Here is a 16,757-nt window from a genome sequence, read left to right as displayed (position 1 = left end):
ACACAGATTTATAATGAAAAAAGGCATATCCGCAATATCAGGAGTAACCTCGCCCACAGTAGGCGAAAAATACACCTATCACATATCCGAATGGTACCCTAATACCCCGATATCCGAAAGAGAACAAGCAAAGGTTACCTGGGAGCTGTTCAAAAAAAGAAGCGATGGTAGATTTACCACCACCCATATTAAGAAAAAAGGAGACAGCAGTTTTACCTTTGGCGAATCCTCAGTAGGAGAGACCTACCGATTGGAAGGATATTTATACCAACCCGAAGGAGGCGGATTAATCATAACCCCCAAAGCCAGCAAAATCCCGAAAATCTGCAAAGTAGACCTAAACTACGTAGACGATAGCAAAGGCAGCGTTTTTAGTTTTACAGAAAAACTACGAGCCAAAGCCCATTGCATAAATATGTTTAACAAAGAAGTCCTATTTACCTTATGGGAAGACGATGCAAAAGGCAGCGGACACAATACAACCAACCAACTCATTGATACCAAAAAAGCAAAAGTAGACCTATACGGAGATGCAGAAGTAGACTTTATGCTAACCAAAGCACTAATGAAAAAAGCCATGGAAGGCGAGACAGACATACGAGAACTAGAATTTTATGTAACAGTAGAATATTACAAAACCAAAAAACACACAACCTCAAACGTAGAAATAAAAAATCCATCCCCCACAGAAAATAAAAAACCATCACAACCCACGGCAATTAAAAAAGCCAAAGGTTCTCCGGCAGAGCACAAACCAAGGAGTAAAAAAGAAGAGAAAGGAGTATTTAGAAGCATTTCAGAAACCATAGACGAAATATGGGATTGGGCAGAAACCCAAGGAACCGCTCAAAGAGACAAACCCCACACCATTGAAATCCCCGAAGGAAAAAGCCCCGCTGTTATAGGAAAAACGAAGGTGGAGAAGACTTCAGTAGAAACTATTATTGATGTTTACTTTGCCAAAGAAGAATTTACAAAAGAAACAACTGAAAAAACAGGAACCCATCAATATAAATTTCAAAACGAGAACAAAAATATTGATAAAGATAAAATTGCTACAATCATCAAGAAAAAAGTAGATGAAGCAATAAGAAAAGATAAAAAATATTCAAAACTAGACGATATAAAAGCTGCTTTAACTAAAACTACTTATGCTAAAAATGAAGTAATATCTTTTGACGTATATAAGCTAGGTTCTAATTTGGTTAAAATAAACAATGCTCCACTTGAAGAAGAAATATATATAGTAGCAAAAACCGTATTGCTAGAAGGAAAAGAAGTAAACATTAAAATAAAAGAAAAAGAAGAAATTTTAATAGCTAAAGCTGCCGATTTACCCGTTCAAGAAGCGAAAAAAGATGGTGCCGAATTAACCACATTAAAAGCTACAGTAGAAAAAGGAGAAGCTAAAATAAAAATCAAACTTCGCCCAAAATCTGATGAAGATTTAAAAAAGTGGAAAGAAAAACTGGCTGGAATAAAAGATGGACAACATACTTATACTTTTGGAGGTAAAAATGATACTAGTACCGATGCCAAGAAAAAAACGGTTGCAGGAATAATTATTAAAAAAATAAAAGACGAATTAGCTAAAAATAAAAAATTTGCAAAATCTGAGGATATTGTAAAAACAATGGCAAATGCCTCGTATGACAAAGGCGAAAAAATCACTTTCGACACCTACAAAGTACCTACCGAATACCTGTGGCTACAAGCAGAATGTCAAGGTGATGTAAAAAAACACGAAGGCGAATTTTTGAAAAGGGATGGGGTGTATTTTGTAATTGGGAAGAAATGTGAGTGTGAAGCGAGAATAAGAGCATTTATGAGAATGTTGAGAGTTGGTGAAGGAACAGAGGGAGAAAAAGGTTATACAACGCAATATAGCGAAACACAATTTAGTGATACGAGTAAACATCCAGAAAATGTTATTACAGCTGGAAGTTATTCATCTTCTGCGGCTGGAGCATATCAAATAATGAGGTATACATGGTGGTGGCTAAAAGGAGAAAAACTAACTAAAGATAATAAAAAAGCAAATGTATATGAGGAGTCTCACGACTATATAAAAAAATATTCAATTCCCGACTTTTCTGCTGAATCACAAGACAAATTATGTATCATTATTTTAAAACACAAAAGAATTGGTAGTTTAGATTTAATAACAAAAAACAAAATTAAAGAAGCATTAGAAAAATATGGTAGTTATGAATGGGCAAGTTTACCTCCAGGAAGATATGGGCAACCTACTCAAACTATGGAAGAAGCTCTTAAAAAATATGATGAATACCTTAAAGAAGAATTAGCTGGAGAAACAAATTTATATCTCAAAAAAGGATTTTTAAAGGAATTCGATATTAAATGTAATTGCGGAAAGGACAATAGTGATTCAGATTGGCATCAACCATTAGATAATATGGAATTAAGAGGTTGGTATTCAGATACACAATGGTCACCCGGTAAAAGTGATTTTCATGGAAGAACAGGAGGAAAACATGATGGTTTAGATTTATATGCACCAGTTGGAACTCCTATTTATGCTTGTATTGATGGTGAAATAACTTATTTAGAAGATCCAAATGGATATGGAAATAGAATTTTTCTTGAAGGTAATTATAAAGAACAAAAATATTTCTTAATGTATTGTCATCTTTCAGAATATAAAACAGGGCAAGTAAGCGCAGGAGATGAAATTGGTAAAACTGGTCAAACTGGAAATGCTAATGGTCAAGCAGCAAAAATGGCTCATTTACACTTTGAAGTGAGAAAAGAAAAAATGTCAAAGCCTTCTTTTGACCCACTTGTTGAAATTGAAGAATTAGGAAATAGTGTAAATAAAAACCCAGATAAAAACTCACAAACAGGACAATAAACAATGAAATTTAAATTTATTTTTTGTTTTTTAGCAATAACCGCATTAGACCTTTCTTGTAAAAAAAACAATGTTACCGTTCAAAAGGATTCGGAAAAATCTTCGATTAAACAAGTAGAAAAAAAGGCATATGAGATTCCGTCTGAATTAAAAATTATAAGTCAAGAAGAAATTGATTTTGATGATGATGGAACGAAAGATACTATAATTACAGCTACTGACGATAAAGCTATTAATACTACTGAGTTTTGGCTTAAAAATAATGAGTTCCTTTATGAATTTACATATCCTTGGGGAAGTATAAATAAAAAGTGGTTAGTTAATTTAGATGATGACGCAGAAATAGAAATTGTAAGAATTCAAGGAGATGAAGATGGAGTGGATTATGTGATTTATGATATTATTGATAAACAACAGAAAGCAATACTATATTTTAATCCTGTTTTAGAAGATAATCGCTATCCTAATCAATTCATCTGGGCTTATCCCAATGATATAAAAGGATTGATTGTTAATCAAAAAAGAGAAATAAAAGCATCATTAAATAATGATTATCAAAGAGATGATAATCATACTGAAGCTGAAAGTCAAAAAGAATTACCTTTTATATTTTTTAATGGCAAAACAAGCCAACCTGAAATGAAGCTTTCAAGAATGAATAAGCCTCAATTCATGAAAGTAGAAGCTGTGATTAACAAGGTGTTTAAAAACAAACTAGATCAAAACATATATAAAGAATGGCTAGGTACTTATTCATGTAGGTTTTTAAGAATGAAAGAAGAGTCAGGTGATCCACGAGGTTGGGGAATGATGAATTTAGTAATTCAAGATAATATGGCTATTTTTAAATTAGACAGTTATGTTGAAAATATTTCTAAAGATTTACAATTAATAGATATAGACAAGGACAAAATAGTTTTTTCTATGAAAGAAGATAAAAGTAAGATGTTTATAATAACAAATAACGGACAACTCTTTAATCTTAAAAGTTCATTTATTGATGAAATGGTTGGTGAATCACAAACTTATAAATTAGAAAAAAATAAAAATAGGTAAGAATCTTAAAAAAAATCATGATACTTTAGACTTGTATTCACCAATTGTTACAACAATGTACGCCTGTGTTGATGGAGAAGTAAATGAGATTTATTATTCTGAAAGTTATGGAAATCGCGTAAATATCAAAGGTGATTATGATGGTAAAACATATTGGTTTTTTTATGCTCATTTAAGTGAAACCTCAATAACCGCAAAAGATAAAGATGGAAATCCAACCAAAGTTAAAGCTGGGGATATTATAGGTAAAACAGGTCAAACTGGAAATGCATCTGGACAACAAGCAAAGATGAATCACCTTCATTTTGAGGTAAGAAGTACGAGTGCAAGAACTGGAGGTAAATTAGACCCATTAGCAACCATAGAGGAACTCAAAAATGATGTAATAACTAATCCAGATAAAACTAAACAAACGGGAAACTAATATGAAAATCAAAACAAATATTTGCATTGCATTTATATTAATATTTTTAACTTCTTGTAAAAAACAAGTTGAGAATAATAAGATTGTAAATAGTAAAAAAAGTGAAAGTATTAACGTAATTGATACTATAAAAAAAGTTGTAGAACAAAGAGATATTTTCATCAATAAAGAATACTTTGAACAAGAAGAATTATTAGATATAAAAATTTTAAATTTCGAAAAGACATCAATTGATAGTATATACTATTGCTTATATAAAATCAATAATTCTGAAAGTTATATTTTCTCACTGGATAAATTTTTAAAAAATGAAGAATTAGCGAAATATAAAATTATTGACACAGTACATACAAATTCTCAAAATATAAATATAAATGTTGAAAATTCCATAGGCTATAAGACGTTAAAATTAATTTTGAATAAAAAGGTAATAAAGAGCTGGGAATTTAAAACAAACCATAATCTAACAAAAGAAAAATCAATTTTTAATATTTGGGAAAAAGACAATATTGAAATTCATTTAGATAAAGAAAATTTATCTTATTTATTCCACGAACAATGCGCATACTCATTTCCTATAAAAATATTAAATGAAAATCAAGTTGAATTAATATGGGGGTTTAAAACTAGAGATTGTGTGTATGATGTTTTTTTTAATGAGACGTTTAATTTACCTCAAAACAAAATACCTCAAATAGGGAAACCTTTTTCAAAATACTCTGTAGAAAATAACACTTTAAAAGTCACTTATTATTATGATGAATGGATAAAAAAATATAGAAAAAAAATGGAAGAAGATAACAAGCCTTACCCATTTTTTACTTCATTTTCTATTAAAACAAACTAGTTTTAAGTCAAAAGATAAAAAAATGTTTTGAGTTATATACTTAATATCTGTTTTATATTTTTTTGATAAATTGGTTTTGTATTTAGCATTCTTTCTATGGTTTTATGAAAAATACTTGTTTTAAATTGAGAACGGTTTATTCTAAAACAAAACTCATCAAAATAAGCTTGAATATACCATTTGTTAATATGGGTTGGTATTGTTCTAATCCAAGATTTCAATAGCATTATTATAATATGTAATTCGTTGAAATTTCTTCCCTTATTACTTAATTGCTGTTCAATATTGTAAAGTTTTTTTAGAGGTTCATACCCTCTCCATTTATCGGTTACTATCTTTGCCGTTTGACTTATATGTTCTTCAAAAATTGGAGTTAGTGATTTTGAAGAATAGTCGTCAATAGATTTCACATAGACTCTTTTTATCTGATGTTTTTGGTTTAATTCTACTGCTATTACTGCTTTTTTCTTTTTAGAATCATAACTTCTTCCTTGTTTTGCTTCTTCTTTTCCACCCACAGTAAATTCGTCTACATGAACCAATTCTGACAAAGGATATTTCTGGCTACTTTGCATTGCTTTGCGCACTTTTTGCATAAAATACCAAGCAGTACCTTGGCGAATACCAAAACGTTTGCCCATTTGAATACTTGATACACTTTTACTACTAGTTGTCATTTCGAACACAATACAAAAAGCTTTATGTAAACCAAATTTAACCTTGTGAAACAACGTATTGGCAGTGGCACTTTCAACATGTTGACAATTATAACATTGGTAATTATATCCCGATTTTTCACATCCTTTTGTATGACCACACTTCATACAAATAAAACCATCTTTCCATTTTATTTGTGCTAAATATGCCTTACAAGATTCATCATTTGGCAATTCTTTTATAAAGTTTAGTATATTTTGTCCTTCAAATACTTCCATAATACATGATTTTAAAGACTTAAAGATACAGAAATTAAATGATTAACTCAAAAAATTTATATTTTTAATTCAAACGCTCTTTGACAAACTAAAAACCAATTGGGGACATAACTGAGATAGAAGAAGGAAAATGGCAACATTTTCCTTGCCCCACTGGTATATAACCTCAAAAAGAAGACAAGGATTTGTACAGAAAAAGGAGCGATATTACAAAACCAACACACACAACCTTAAACATAGAAATAAAAAAGTAAAGGTTCTCCGGCAGAGCACAAACCAAGGAGTAAAAAAGAAGAGAAAGGAGTATTTAGAAGCATTTCAGAAACCATAGACGAAATATGGGATTGGGCAGAAACCCAAGGAACCGCTCAAAGAGACAAACCCCACACCATTGAAATCCCCGAAGGAAAAAGCCCCGCTGTTATAGGAAAAACGAAGGTGGAGAAAAAAGAGGAAAAGAAAGGAGGGTGCTTTTGTAAACAAGAAGAGAACCAATTTTATTGGAGTGATAAATTAACTTGTGACCAAAGAAAAAAAGTGCTTGAAGTTTGTCAAGAACTTTGGGGAGAAAAAAACAAAAAAGAAAAAGCGAGCCAGCTAATGTCTATAATGTATATAGAAACGAATAAGACATTTAGTCCTTCAGTAGATAGCGGTTAGGTTTTTCTGGGTTAATTCAATTTAATGATAGGTCAGCTAAAGGTGTTGGAACAACACGAGAAGAATTAAAAAAGATTGTACTTTTACCAGTTCAAAGCTAACATATAAAAAAGGAGATAATAAAAGAATTAATCTATGAATAAAATAATTATGTTTCTTTTATTAGCAAGTACTATAGTTCCTGCTCAAATAAAAGGAAAAGTAATAGATGCTAATAATCAACCGATTCCTTATGTAAATATTGGAGTACAAAATGAAAAAATAGGTACAAATTCTGAGGAGGACGGAAGTTTTTATTTACCTATAAAAGAAGAAAAAATGATTGTTTTTTCAGCTTTAGGTTATGAAAAAAAAATAGTACCCTCTTCTGCTATACAAACCGTACAACTTGTTTCAACAACTTATCAACTTAATGATGTAATCATTACAAATAAGAAAGAAACGAGAATATTTGAATTATCATTAACAAATAGTATTTCCCAAGCTTTTGAAAATGGACCTAAAATAGATGCCATTTATTTTCCTTACGGAGCCAAGATTAAAAAAAATAGATACTTAAAGAAAATAGGATTATTTACAGAAAGTAATATTGAAACAGCAAGTGTTAAAATACATTTTTATAACGTAACACCTAGTGGATTACCTGGCGAAGAATTAATAACAAAGGATTTGATTGTTCAAGTCAAAAAAGGAAGCCGAAAAACTTATTTTGATATCTCTGATTATAATCTCGTTTTTCCTAGAGAAGGTTTATTTATAGCAGTAGAACGCTTATTAATAGAAAAAAATAAATGGATTAAAAATTCAATAGCAATTGATGGCTCCCTAAAAATACAGACTATTTACTATCCTTTGCTTTTTTATAATTTTGTAGAAAAAGATTTTACTTATACTTATTATGGAGGAAATTGGTATAAAGAGTTAAAAAAACGAGTGGATGCAACTACAAAAAACAGGGTTTTTGAGCCTGCCATTAGTTTAATATTAACAAACTAATGAAGTAGTTTAACCCCAGATTGTGTGTTAGATGTTATGATGAAGATCAAAAGGAAAAACAAGAATAAAAATACGCGGGATTTTTTTAGGATAGTGTCATTTAAAATTATTTTTGTTTTAATAAATTTCTAATTCGTAGCTTGATTTGAGTTAATAATACCATTTAAACTTAAAATATACTGGATTAAAAAGTAAAGTTCTCGATACGTTTTTTTTTCATTTTAAAAACAACTCGAACAGACGGTTGAGTATATAATTGAAATCATCGTTCGTTCGAGTGCGAAGCGCATCGAGAACCAATACTAATATTTGTTGCTTTTCTAGATGTACTATTTTTAAAAAGAAAATTCAAAGTTTAAATGGTATAATTCAATTACTACTACAATAAAATGTGAATTATCAAAAAAAGCAGAAAATATATTATATTACAGTAAAAGAGAATACTGCTATTGTACGAGTAGATGATAAGATGCACTTAGCGTTTAATTGGTTACTTCAAAAACGGCAGAAATCACATTAGTGCTATGTGATTTGTTTTGTCTATTCACTTCATTCGAGCCTTCCTTTGGGTTCAAATGAATTGTGTTTATTTCCAAAAAGAACAATAGCCATCATCGAAAAAAATGGATGGCTATTATTCCTAAATAAAATTTTATTTTTTATTTAATGTTTTTGTCATATCTAATGATATAGCAGAACGTTCCATTTTTATTTTACCAGCCATAGTTTCTATAATAACTGTACCTTCGGCTAATTCAGCTATTTTTCCATGAATTCCACTTTTGGTGATAATCTTGTCGCCTACTTTTAGTGAAGATTCAAATTCTCTTTCTTTTTTTATTTTTCGTTGTTGTGGTAGTATTAAGAATACAAACATTACAACAAACATTAACAAATAAGGTAAAAATTGCATCATTTTCGTATTAATTTACTTTTTATATTGTTATAAGATATTAAAAACTATTTAGTAGTAGAGTCGTTATTTTCTACTAATATATTTGCTTTAAAAGTTAAAATTTCGTTTCCTTGTTCTGTATTGGTTAAAAGAGCAACTGATTTAGTTTGTTGACCCGATTTTCCTTTAGAATCAAAAATAATTTTTATTTCACCTGATTGTCCTTTTTTTACGGGTGTTTTTGTCCATTCTGGAGCTGTGCATCCACAAGAAGGGCGAACTTCCATTACATATAAGTCATTTTTACCTGTATTAGTAAACTTAAATATATGCTCTACTTTATCTCCTTGTTTAATTGTTCCAAAATCATGTTGAAGATTATCAAACTCTATTTTTGGGTATTCACCTGGTTTTAGTTTCTTTTTCATGCTTTCTTCTTTCATGGAAAGCACACCTTGTGGTAATACTAAATTATTATCGTCTAATTGTTGAACCTCAAATTCGTCTTTAGATTTGCAGGCTACTAATGAAAGGATTGTAAAAATTGCAAAACTGTACTTTTTCATCTTGTTATTACATTAAGCCACGACCTGTTTTTTTTAACTTGCCGTTCGTGTTAAATTCTTTTACTAAATTATCTAAAATTCCGTTGATAAATATAGAACTTTTTGGAGTAGAATATTCTTTTGCTATTTCTAAATATTCGTTAATTGTTACTTTAACAGGAATTGAAGGGAACTTTAATAATTCACAAATGGCCATTTTTAGAATAATAGTATCAATTTCTGCAATACGTTCTATTTCCCAATTAGGTGTTTTTTCAGCAAATTCCTTAGCAAGAGTCGCTTCGTTTAAAGTTGTTTTTCGGAAAAGTTGTGATACAAATTCACGATCTTCAATATCGTTAAATAATTTAGGAACAAAGAATAAATCGTCTTCGTTCTTAATGGCCCTTAATTGTTTAACAATAAATGTATTTATTAGAGGAATGTCATCTATCCAAGTTAACTTATGATCTTCTAAATATTCATAAAGTTTAACGTTTGGCGCTAAAATTTCTGTAAATAGATTGATAATGAAATCTTTGTCTTCTTGAAAATCATTGATGCGATTAGTCATGTACTTTTTGTACAAATCGCTTTGTTTAATTTCAGTAGTAAAAATTTTTACATATTCCTCATGTATATGCCAATCATTAATTTTTCGATCGGTTAATGCAATAGATAGGGAATTGCTTTCCTCTAATAGATGAAGAACTTTGTTATGAACAAATTTTAAATTTGGATTTTTTTCTTCTCGGGTAGCTAAATATTTTTTACTAGATAAATCTAAAAACTCTTCCTCTTTCTTTCTTATTTCTAATAATAAAGAAATGGTTACAAGATACAAATCTTGCATATTATCGATACTATTAAATAAGAACCTCTCTTCTTTTTCAATATTATCTGAATGGTTTTGATGCATTGCATATATAGTTTGCATCACTTTTAGTCGGATATGTCTTCTATTTAACACCTTTGTAAGAACTTTTAAAAAATTAACGAAGCGAAAGAGTTTCTCTCGCTTCGCAAAAATACATATTTTTTAGAGATTAAAATACCTTAACATAAAGAGTAATTAACAATTTTTGTTAGGTTATTTGTTTTTTAATCGTCAGTTATTTAGCCAATTCTTTCTTTTTAAGGTCAATACGATTTTGAGCAATTTTGAAAGCGGCTTCGTGAGTTGTAATATTATTAGCATCAGCATAGTCAAATATCTCTAATGTCGTATTGAAGATATTTTCAGTTCTACGCATAGCTTCCTCTTTGCCGTAGTTAGCTATTTCGCCGTACACGTTAATGATACCACCTGCGTTAATCAAGAAATCAGGAGCGTATAAAATTCCTTTTTCTTTTAGCATTTGTCCGTGGCGTACCTCATTCGCCAATTGATTATTAGCAGCACCAGCAATTACTTTTGCTTGTAACTTGCTAATAGTATCATCATTTACCGTTGCACCCAAAGCACATGGAGCGTAAATGTCTATATCTGTACTGTATAAATCATCTCCTTGGGAAATTTTAGCACCGTATTTGTTTCCTATTTCAGTTAAACGAGCTTCATTAATGTCTGAAATAATAACTTTTGCCCCTTCATTTGTTAAATAGTCAACTAAAGTTTCTCCTACGTGACCAATACCTTGTACTAAAACTTTTTTACCGTCTAAGTTTTCAGATCCAAATTTATATTTAGCTGCAGCTTTCATTCCCATATATACACCGTATGCGGTAACAGGTGAAGGATTACCTGATCCACCTATTGCTTCAGAAATACCCGTTACGTGTGGTGTGTGTTGACGAATTAAGTCCATATCAGGTGTTGTTGTACCTACATCCTCAGCTGTAATGTAACGCCCGCTTAAAGAATGTACAAATTGACCGAATTTAGCAATCATTTCAGGAGTTTTATCAACTTTTGAATCGCCAATGATTACTGCTTTACCGCCACCTAGATTTAAGCCAGATATAGCCGATTTAAAAGTCATTCCTCGAGACAAACGTAGTACATCATTCAATGCTTCCCACTCGTTTGTATATTTCCACATTCTAGTCCCTCCCAAAGCAGGACCTAAAACCGTGTTATGGATACCAATTATTGCTTTTAAACCAGTATCTTTGTCGTGGCAAAAAACAATTTGTTCGTGATTATCAAATGAAACTTGACCAAATACAGGATCAACTTTATGTAATTCACTTGCTTTTACAGATTCAGTAATCATAATGAATGTTTTTTAAAATAGTATGGTTTGTTTTTTAAAACCGATGCAAAATTACGCTTTTCGATTAATTTTTTGCAATTATAAGCTAAAATATTTAGTTCTAGTTATAAAAAATAAAATTTTATTATCTATAAATTACTGTTTGAATATTAAAGTTTTATTGAAGTATTTTTATTTAAAAACGTTTTTATTTTGAAAAAATGAAAGAGCTTAGGTATATCAACCCTTATTTTTTAAAGTATAAATATCATTTTTTTGGAGGAATTTTAATTACAATAATTGCTCAGTTTTTTTCATTGTTTACTCCTGAATTAATCGGAGATTCCATCTCTGAAATAGAACACTATTTTAGGTATAATCAATCCAATTCGACCGAAATAAGAACTAATTTAAAAAAATACATTATCCTAATCTTAGGAGCTACTTTGTTTGCTGGTTTTTTAACTTTTTTGATGCGCCAAACATTAATTGTTATGTCTCGTCATGTGGAATATGATCTAAAAAATGAAGTCTTCAAAAAATACGAAATATTAAGTCAGCGTTTTTATATAGAAAATAGAACGGGTGATTTGATGAATCGTATTACTGAAGATATAGCAAGAGTGAGAATGTATGTGGGACCTGCGGTTATGTATACAATCAATACAATCATCAGATTTGCTATTGTTATTTTTTACATGATAAAACTGTCTAAAATACTAACGATAATAGTATTACTGCCATTGCCTTTATTAGCGTACTCTATTTTTAAAATAAGTTCCGAGATTAATAAAAAAAGCACTATTTTTCAGCAAAATTTATCCAAGCTTACCAGTTTTGCACAAGAATATTTTTCAGGAATTCGTGTTGTTAAATCCTATCATATTCATTCTTTTAAAGAATTAGAACTCAATGATCTTTCTAAGATTAATTATGAAAAAAGTATAGATTTAGCTAAGACACAAGCTTTTTTTGCTCCTTTAATGTTATTGTTAATAGGATTAAGTAATTTACTAGTGATTTCCGTAGGAGGGTATATGTATATTCAAGGAAGTTTGTTAAATCTTGGAGTTATTGCCAAATTTATACTTTATATCAATATGTTAATTTGGCCCGTTACATCCATAGGTTGGGTTTCATCGTTGGTACAAGAAGCAGAGGCTTCTCAAAAAAGAATAAACGAATTTCTAAAAACGGTACCAGATATTACGGATGATTCCAGTAGTAAATCGTGTCGTTTAGATAATAGCCTTTATTTTAAAGAGGTTAGTTTTCGTTATCCCAATAGTAATGAGTTGGTTTTGAGAAAAATTAATCTTAATATTAAGAAAGGAGAAAAAGTTGTGGTATTAGGGCCTACAGGTTCTGGTAAAACAACCCTTTTGTCTCTTATACCTAGATTGTACGATGTATCAGAAGGAGCTGTTTTTATAGATAAAATAAATATAAAAGAAATCCAACTACAAAATTTAAGAAAAATGATAAGTGTTGTGCCTCAAGACTCATTTTTGTTTTCTGATACTATTTTTAACAATATATGTTTTGGTAAAGAAGAGGCTACTCTAGAGAATGTAATAACTGTAGCAAAACAAGCGGTTATTCATGATACTATTTTGGGATTTAAAGATCAGTACCAAACAGTATTAGGTGAAAGAGGAATTAGTCTTTCAGGAGGTCAAAAACAACGGGTGTCTATTGCTCGTGCTTTAATTAAGGATGCTGATATATTATTGTTAGATGATAGCTTATCAGCCGTAGATACCGAAACAGAAGAAGAAATTTTAAATAATTTTAGAAAAAACCCTAAAGATCAAACGATTATAATGATAACCCATAGGGTATCGTCTGCTAAAAAAGCAGATAAAATTATCGTTTTAGAAAATGGAATAATTACTCAGCAAGGGACTCATAATCAGTTAGTAACTAAGGAAGGGTATTATAAAAATTTATATTTAAAACAAATAACTGAAAAAGATTTTTAATAAATATTTGGCTGTAAGTATTTTTTTTTACAAATTTGAACATCACAACACAAAATAATTTTTGATAGAATGAGAATGAACGAAAACGAAATGTTAGAAAAAGAAGAAATTTTTTCTAAAGTATTACGCGCAGGGAGGAGAACTTATTTCTTTGATGTACGTTCTACAAAGGCAGATGATTACTACATCACAATTACAGAAAGTAAAAAGTTTACGGAGGATGATGGATCTTTTCATTTTAAAAAACACAAAATCTATTTATATAAAGAAGATTTTGCAGCATTTAAAGATATTTTAGATGAAATGACATCTTATGTCTTAGATCAAAAAGGAGAAGAAGTGATTTCAGAACGTCATCAAAAAGATTTTAAAAAAGAATATCAAAGAGAAGAGGAGAGCTTAAGAAATTCTTTTACAGATATTGATTTTGAGGATATTTAAATTTTTAAAAATAAAATTTAGAAAAGGGTTGTTTTTTTTAACCAACCCTTTTTTAATTGAAATAAGAGCTAAATGGGTGGTGTTGGTAGGAATTGGTGCTGTTTTATTTTAGAGAATGGGAGGAAATTAGAAAAATGTTGTTTGGATAGAAAAAAGATACTACATAAAAATATTTTGTTTCCAATCGTAAGATTTCTTCTTTTGTTGATGTAAACCAGTCAAATAAAAGATTATCTGCTTAATTGTCATCAAATTCACAAATTTTAGATCAACTAATAAAAAAGCATTGGCTTGAATAATTACGTTTTTAGAAGTATTTGAATGCCTATGAGATAACGAATTAGATTTTTTTTAGATAAAAATCACTCTTAGAATCTAAAAAAACACTCGATTTTTATCCTCAATCTAACAAAACCAACTCTTTTAAAAAAAATCCGTGCATTTTATCTTTTTCTTTTGCCCTTTCCATCTTCATTATAAGGACTAACGCATAATCTAAGGTTAAAATATTTTGGTATGTATTTTTAAAAAAAGTCCATTACTTTAAGTAATGGACTTTTTTTTAATTAAGGTTTGTAATTTTTTATACTCAATAGATTTTGGTGAGTTTTTTAAGACACATTTTCAACATTAGCTTCCGCTAATACTTTATAAGTACCATTGCTTAATTTTTCACGAATGGCTTCAAAAGCTGCTAACGTTTCATCTATATCATTAATAGTGTGTGAAGCAGTAGGTATCATGCGTAGTAAGATAATACCTTTAGGAATTACAGGATACACAACAATAGATAAAAAGATGTTGTAGTTTTCACGCAAATCATTAACCATAACCATGGCTTCTGGTATAGATCCTTCTAGGTATACAGGTGTTACACAAGTATTTGTATCGCCTATATTAAATCCTTTGGATTTTAAACCGTTTTGTAAATAATTAACATTTTCCCAAAGCTTGTTTTTTAATTCAGGCATTGTACGTAGCATTTCTAGGCGTTTTAAAGCGCCTACAGTAAATATCATAGGCAATGACTTAGCAAACATTTGAGAACGCAAGTTGTATTTTAAATAGTCAATTATATCTTTATCGCCTGCTACAAAAGCTCCTATACTAGCCATTGACTTAGCAAAAGTTGAAAAGTATATATCTATACCATCTTGGCAGCCTTGTTCTTCACCAGCTCCTGCTCCTGTTTTACCTAAAGTACCAAAGCCATGTGCATCGTCAACTAACAAGCGGAAATTGTATTTTTCTTTTAAAGCTACAATTTCTTTTAGCTTACCTTGTTGTCCACGCATACCGAAAACCCCCTCAGTAATAACCAAAATGCCACCGCCTAATTCAGTAGCCATCTTAGTTGCTCTTTGTAGGTTTTTTTCAAGGCTTTCTACATCGTTATGTTTGTAGGTAAAACGTTTACCCATGTGTAAACGAACTCCGTCAATTATGCAGCCATGTGAATCTACATCGTATACAATAACGTCATTTTTAGTTACTAAAGCATCAATCGTAGATACCATACCTTGATAACCAAAGTTTAGTAAATAAGCGGCTTCTTTACTTACAAATGAAGCCAGTTCATTTTGTAATTGTTCGTGTAAAGTTGTGTGTCCGCTCATCATACGAGCTCCCATTGGATAGGCAGCACCATATTGTTCGGCTGCTTCTGTATCAACTTTTCTGATTTCAGGGTGGTTCGCTAAACCTAGGTAATCATTGATAGACCAGTTTAAAATTTCTTTACCATGAAACTTCATGCGAGGGCCTAGTTCGCCTTCAAGTTTAGGAAATACATAGTAACCTTCGGCTTGCGATGCCCATTTTCCTAATGGCCCTTTATTGTTTTGAATTCTTTCGAATAAGTCTTTTACCATCTTATTATTAGATTAAAAAAATCAAGACAAAAATATAAATTAATACCGATTAAATTAAAAAATGGATGAACAATAAATAAAAAAAGTCATACTCTGAACAGTATGACTTTTCTTGATAATTTTAAATGATCAATGTAATTCCCCAAAAACAAATAACGAGATAAAGTGTATTGTTTTACTAAAAATAAGAAGTGTTAAGAAGAAAACTACTCAATTAAATAATACGAAATATTTTTTAGTAAACCTTTACTCGCGTAGATCATTTAAAAATAAAAAATGTTTATTTGACTAAGCAATGCTGGGCAAAGTTAATTAACTGTGATTTAATCTTGTTACGGGTTTTCCGTACATTTTGTTAAAGTTTTTTTGGAGGTAAAGAGCTGGTTTTTATGAAAAGAAGTGGAGTAAAAAGATGAACTCGTTTTAAGAGAATTGAATATATGAAAAGAATCTTTGGTATTTTGAATATTTTAGTCATAAAAAAGGCTGTCCTAAACTATGGACAGCCTCATTTTTTAAATTTTTAAACGATAATTGTGTATCTCCCAAAAACAAAATAAAAGATAAAGTTGTGGTATTTATACGCTAATCAATAATTTTTTACTAACAAATTATTTAATAAAAACACCAAAGTATGGATCGTAAGTTTACTTTATCAAAAAGAACGTTTAAAAATTTAGTTTGTTTACTTGATTAAGAACGTATTACAAATTTAAAGGAGTGAAATTTAAATTTGTTACGGTTTTACCATATATTTTGTTAAATTTTGTTTCTGGTGTTTTCAGTTTCAAACGACTTTTATCAGTCCGTATGTTATCATTTATAAGGAAAAAATAAACTTTTACTTTGTAGTTTGTTACTTCGAGGTAAGATTTAATTAAGTATAATAGTCGATAGACTTGTACCGTTTAGGATGTGTAACTATTGTTTAGAAATAAACTAGTTAGGTAAATTGTGATTTTTATATCATTATTTAAACAGATATTGCCTTTAAAGAAACAAATAAATTGGTAATTTATGTTTTAATATGATTTAAAA

The 16,757-nt window shown here is 29.9% G+C and carries 14 protein-coding genes; 8 read left to right on the top strand and 6 right to left on the bottom strand.

Annotated features, from left to right (window positions below; translation table 11 throughout):
* Positions 1-13 precede the first annotated feature (13 nt).
* From HUE53_RS00210 to HUE53_RS00195, 4 genes are read left to right on the top strand one after another with little or no spacing between them, the layout of a single operon-like run.
* Positions 14-2,872 (top strand): peptidoglycan DD-metalloendopeptidase family protein, encoded by a 2,859-nt coding sequence (locus HUE53_RS00210; protein WP_107317153.1) that lies wholly within the window; start codon positions 14-16, stop codon positions 2,870-2,872.
* Between the two features lie 3 nt (positions 2,873-2,875).
* Positions 2,876-3,928, top strand: a complete 1,053-nt coding sequence (locus HUE53_RS00205; RefSeq protein WP_107317152.1) for a hypothetical protein — start codon at positions 2,876-2,878, stop codon at positions 3,926-3,928.
* Positions 3,915-4,352: a M23 family metallopeptidase gene (locus HUE53_RS00200; RefSeq protein WP_317047087.1), complete on the top strand. Its 438-nt coding sequence runs from the start codon at positions 3,915-3,917 to the stop codon at positions 4,350-4,352. Before HUE53_RS00205 ends, HUE53_RS00200 begins: the two co-directional genes overlap by 14 nt.
* Position 4,353: 1 nt before the next feature.
* On the top strand, positions 4,354-5,199 hold the full coding sequence (locus HUE53_RS00195) for a hypothetical protein (RefSeq protein WP_192188594.1): 846 nt from the start codon (positions 4,354-4,356) through the stop codon (positions 5,197-5,199).
* A 32-nt stretch (positions 5,200-5,231) separates the two neighbouring features.
* On the opposite strand, the gene HUE53_RS00190 is transcribed toward HUE53_RS00195, so the two are convergent.
* Positions 5,232-6,134, bottom strand: a complete 903-nt coding sequence (locus HUE53_RS00190) for an IS1595 family transposase (RefSeq protein WP_107317149.1) — start codon at positions 6,132-6,134, stop codon at positions 5,232-5,234.
* 438 nt (positions 6,135-6,572) lie between these two features.
* Here HUE53_RS00190 and HUE53_RS00185 point away from each other — a divergent pair, with 438 nt between their 5' ends.
* Together HUE53_RS00185 and HUE53_RS00180 are read left to right on the top strand one after the other, a co-directional pair.
* Positions 6,573-6,794: a hypothetical protein gene (locus HUE53_RS00185; protein WP_065213299.1), complete on the top strand. Its 222-nt coding sequence runs from the start codon at positions 6,573-6,575 to the stop codon at positions 6,792-6,794.
* A gap of 135 nt (positions 6,795-6,929) precedes the next feature.
* Entirely contained in the window at positions 6,930-7,790 is an 861-nt protein-coding gene (locus HUE53_RS00180) for a carboxypeptidase-like regulatory domain-containing protein (protein ID WP_065213300.1), read from the top strand.
* Between the two features lie 652 nt (positions 7,791-8,442).
* Here the strand turns inward: HUE53_RS00180 and yajC are convergent.
* The 4 genes from yajC to HUE53_RS00160 form a co-directional block, all read right to left on the bottom strand.
* Positions 8,443-8,706, bottom strand: coding sequence for a preprotein translocase subunit YajC (gene yajC / locus HUE53_RS00175; protein WP_014164251.1), 264 nt, complete (start codon positions 8,704-8,706; stop codon positions 8,443-8,445).
* Between the two features lie 44 nt (positions 8,707-8,750).
* Entirely contained in the window at positions 8,751-9,251 is a 501-nt protein-coding gene (locus HUE53_RS00170) for a DUF1573 domain-containing protein (protein ID WP_014164252.1), read from the bottom strand.
* A gap of 7 nt (positions 9,252-9,258) precedes the next feature.
* The gene (nusB, locus tag HUE53_RS00165; RefSeq protein WP_014164253.1) at positions 9,259-10,167 is read right to left on the bottom strand and encodes a transcription antitermination factor NusB; all 909 of its coding nucleotides are present in this window, start codon (positions 10,165-10,167) and stop codon (positions 9,259-9,261) included.
* Positions 10,168-10,342: 175 nt separating this feature from the next.
* Positions 10,343-11,446 (bottom strand): Glu/Leu/Phe/Val dehydrogenase dimerization domain-containing protein, encoded by a 1,104-nt coding sequence (locus HUE53_RS00160; protein ID WP_014164254.1) that lies wholly within the window; start codon positions 11,444-11,446, stop codon positions 10,343-10,345.
* 200 nt (positions 11,447-11,646) lie between these two features.
* Between HUE53_RS00160 and HUE53_RS00155 the strand changes: the two genes are divergently transcribed.
* On the top strand, positions 11,647-13,407 hold the full coding sequence (locus tag HUE53_RS00155) for an ABC transporter ATP-binding protein (protein WP_014164255.1): 1,761 nt from the start codon (positions 11,647-11,649) through the stop codon (positions 13,405-13,407).
* A 75-nt stretch (positions 13,408-13,482) separates the two neighbouring features.
* Positions 13,483-13,848 carry a PUR family DNA/RNA-binding protein gene (locus tag HUE53_RS00150; RefSeq protein ID WP_014164256.1) on the top strand — a complete coding sequence of 122 codons (366 nt, stop codon included), beginning with the start codon at positions 13,483-13,485 and terminating at the stop codon, positions 13,846-13,848.
* Positions 13,849-14,459: 611 nt separating this feature from the next.
* Here HUE53_RS00150 and HUE53_RS00145 read toward each other — a convergent pair.
* Entirely contained in the window at positions 14,460-15,719 is a 1,260-nt protein-coding gene (locus HUE53_RS00145; protein WP_192188593.1) for an aminotransferase class I/II-fold pyridoxal phosphate-dependent enzyme, read from the bottom strand.
* Positions 15,720-16,757 lie beyond the last annotated feature (1,038 nt).

The organism is Flavobacterium columnare, from assembly GCF_014844295.1.
Classification (GTDB): Bacteria; Bacteroidota; Bacteroidia; order Flavobacteriales; family Flavobacteriaceae; genus Flavobacterium; species Flavobacterium columnare.
The sequence above is the reverse complement of the archived record's forward strand: the minus strand, read 5'-3'. Positions and strand labels throughout refer to the sequence as shown.

Bases quoted from the DNA above. Each gene is read 5' to 3' on its own strand.
- HUE53_RS00160 (WP_014164254.1), bottom strand. From the start codon at position 11,446: ATGATTACTGAATCTGTAAAAGCAAGTGAATTACATAAAGTTGATCCT.
- HUE53_RS00205 (WP_107317152.1), top strand. From the start codon at position 2,876: ATGAAATTTAAATTTATTTTTTGTTTTTTAGCAATAACCGCATTAGAC.
- HUE53_RS00180 (WP_065213300.1), top strand. From the start codon at position 6,930: ATGAATAAAATAATTATGTTTCTTTTATTAGCAAGTACTATAGTTCCT.
- HUE53_RS00190 (WP_107317149.1), bottom strand. From the start codon at position 6,134: ATGGAAGTATTTGAAGGACAAAATATACTAAACTTTATAAAAGAATTG.
- HUE53_RS00170 (WP_014164252.1), bottom strand. From the start codon at position 9,251: ATGAAAAAGTACAGTTTTGCAATTTTTACAATCCTTTCATTAGTAGCC.
- HUE53_RS00150 (WP_014164256.1), top strand. From the start codon at position 13,483: ATGAACGAAAACGAAATGTTAGAAAAAGAAGAAATTTTTTCTAAAGTA.
- HUE53_RS00155 (WP_014164255.1), top strand. From the start codon at position 11,647: ATGAAAGAGCTTAGGTATATCAACCCTTATTTTTTAAAGTATAAATAT.
- HUE53_RS00145 (WP_192188593.1), bottom strand. From the start codon at position 15,719: ATGGTAAAAGACTTATTCGAAAGAATTCAAAACAATAAAGGGCCATTA.
- nusB (WP_014164253.1), bottom strand. From the start codon at position 10,167: ATGCAAACTATATATGCAATGCATCAAAACCATTCAGATAATATTGAA.
- HUE53_RS00195 (WP_192188594.1), top strand. From the start codon at position 4,354: ATGAAAATCAAAACAAATATTTGCATTGCATTTATATTAATATTTTTA.
- yajC (WP_014164251.1), bottom strand. From the start codon at position 8,706: ATGATGCAATTTTTACCTTATTTGTTAATGTTTGTTGTAATGTTTGTA.
- HUE53_RS00210 (WP_107317153.1), top strand. From the start codon at position 14: ATGAAAAAAGGCATATCCGCAATATCAGGAGTAACCTCGCCCACAGTA.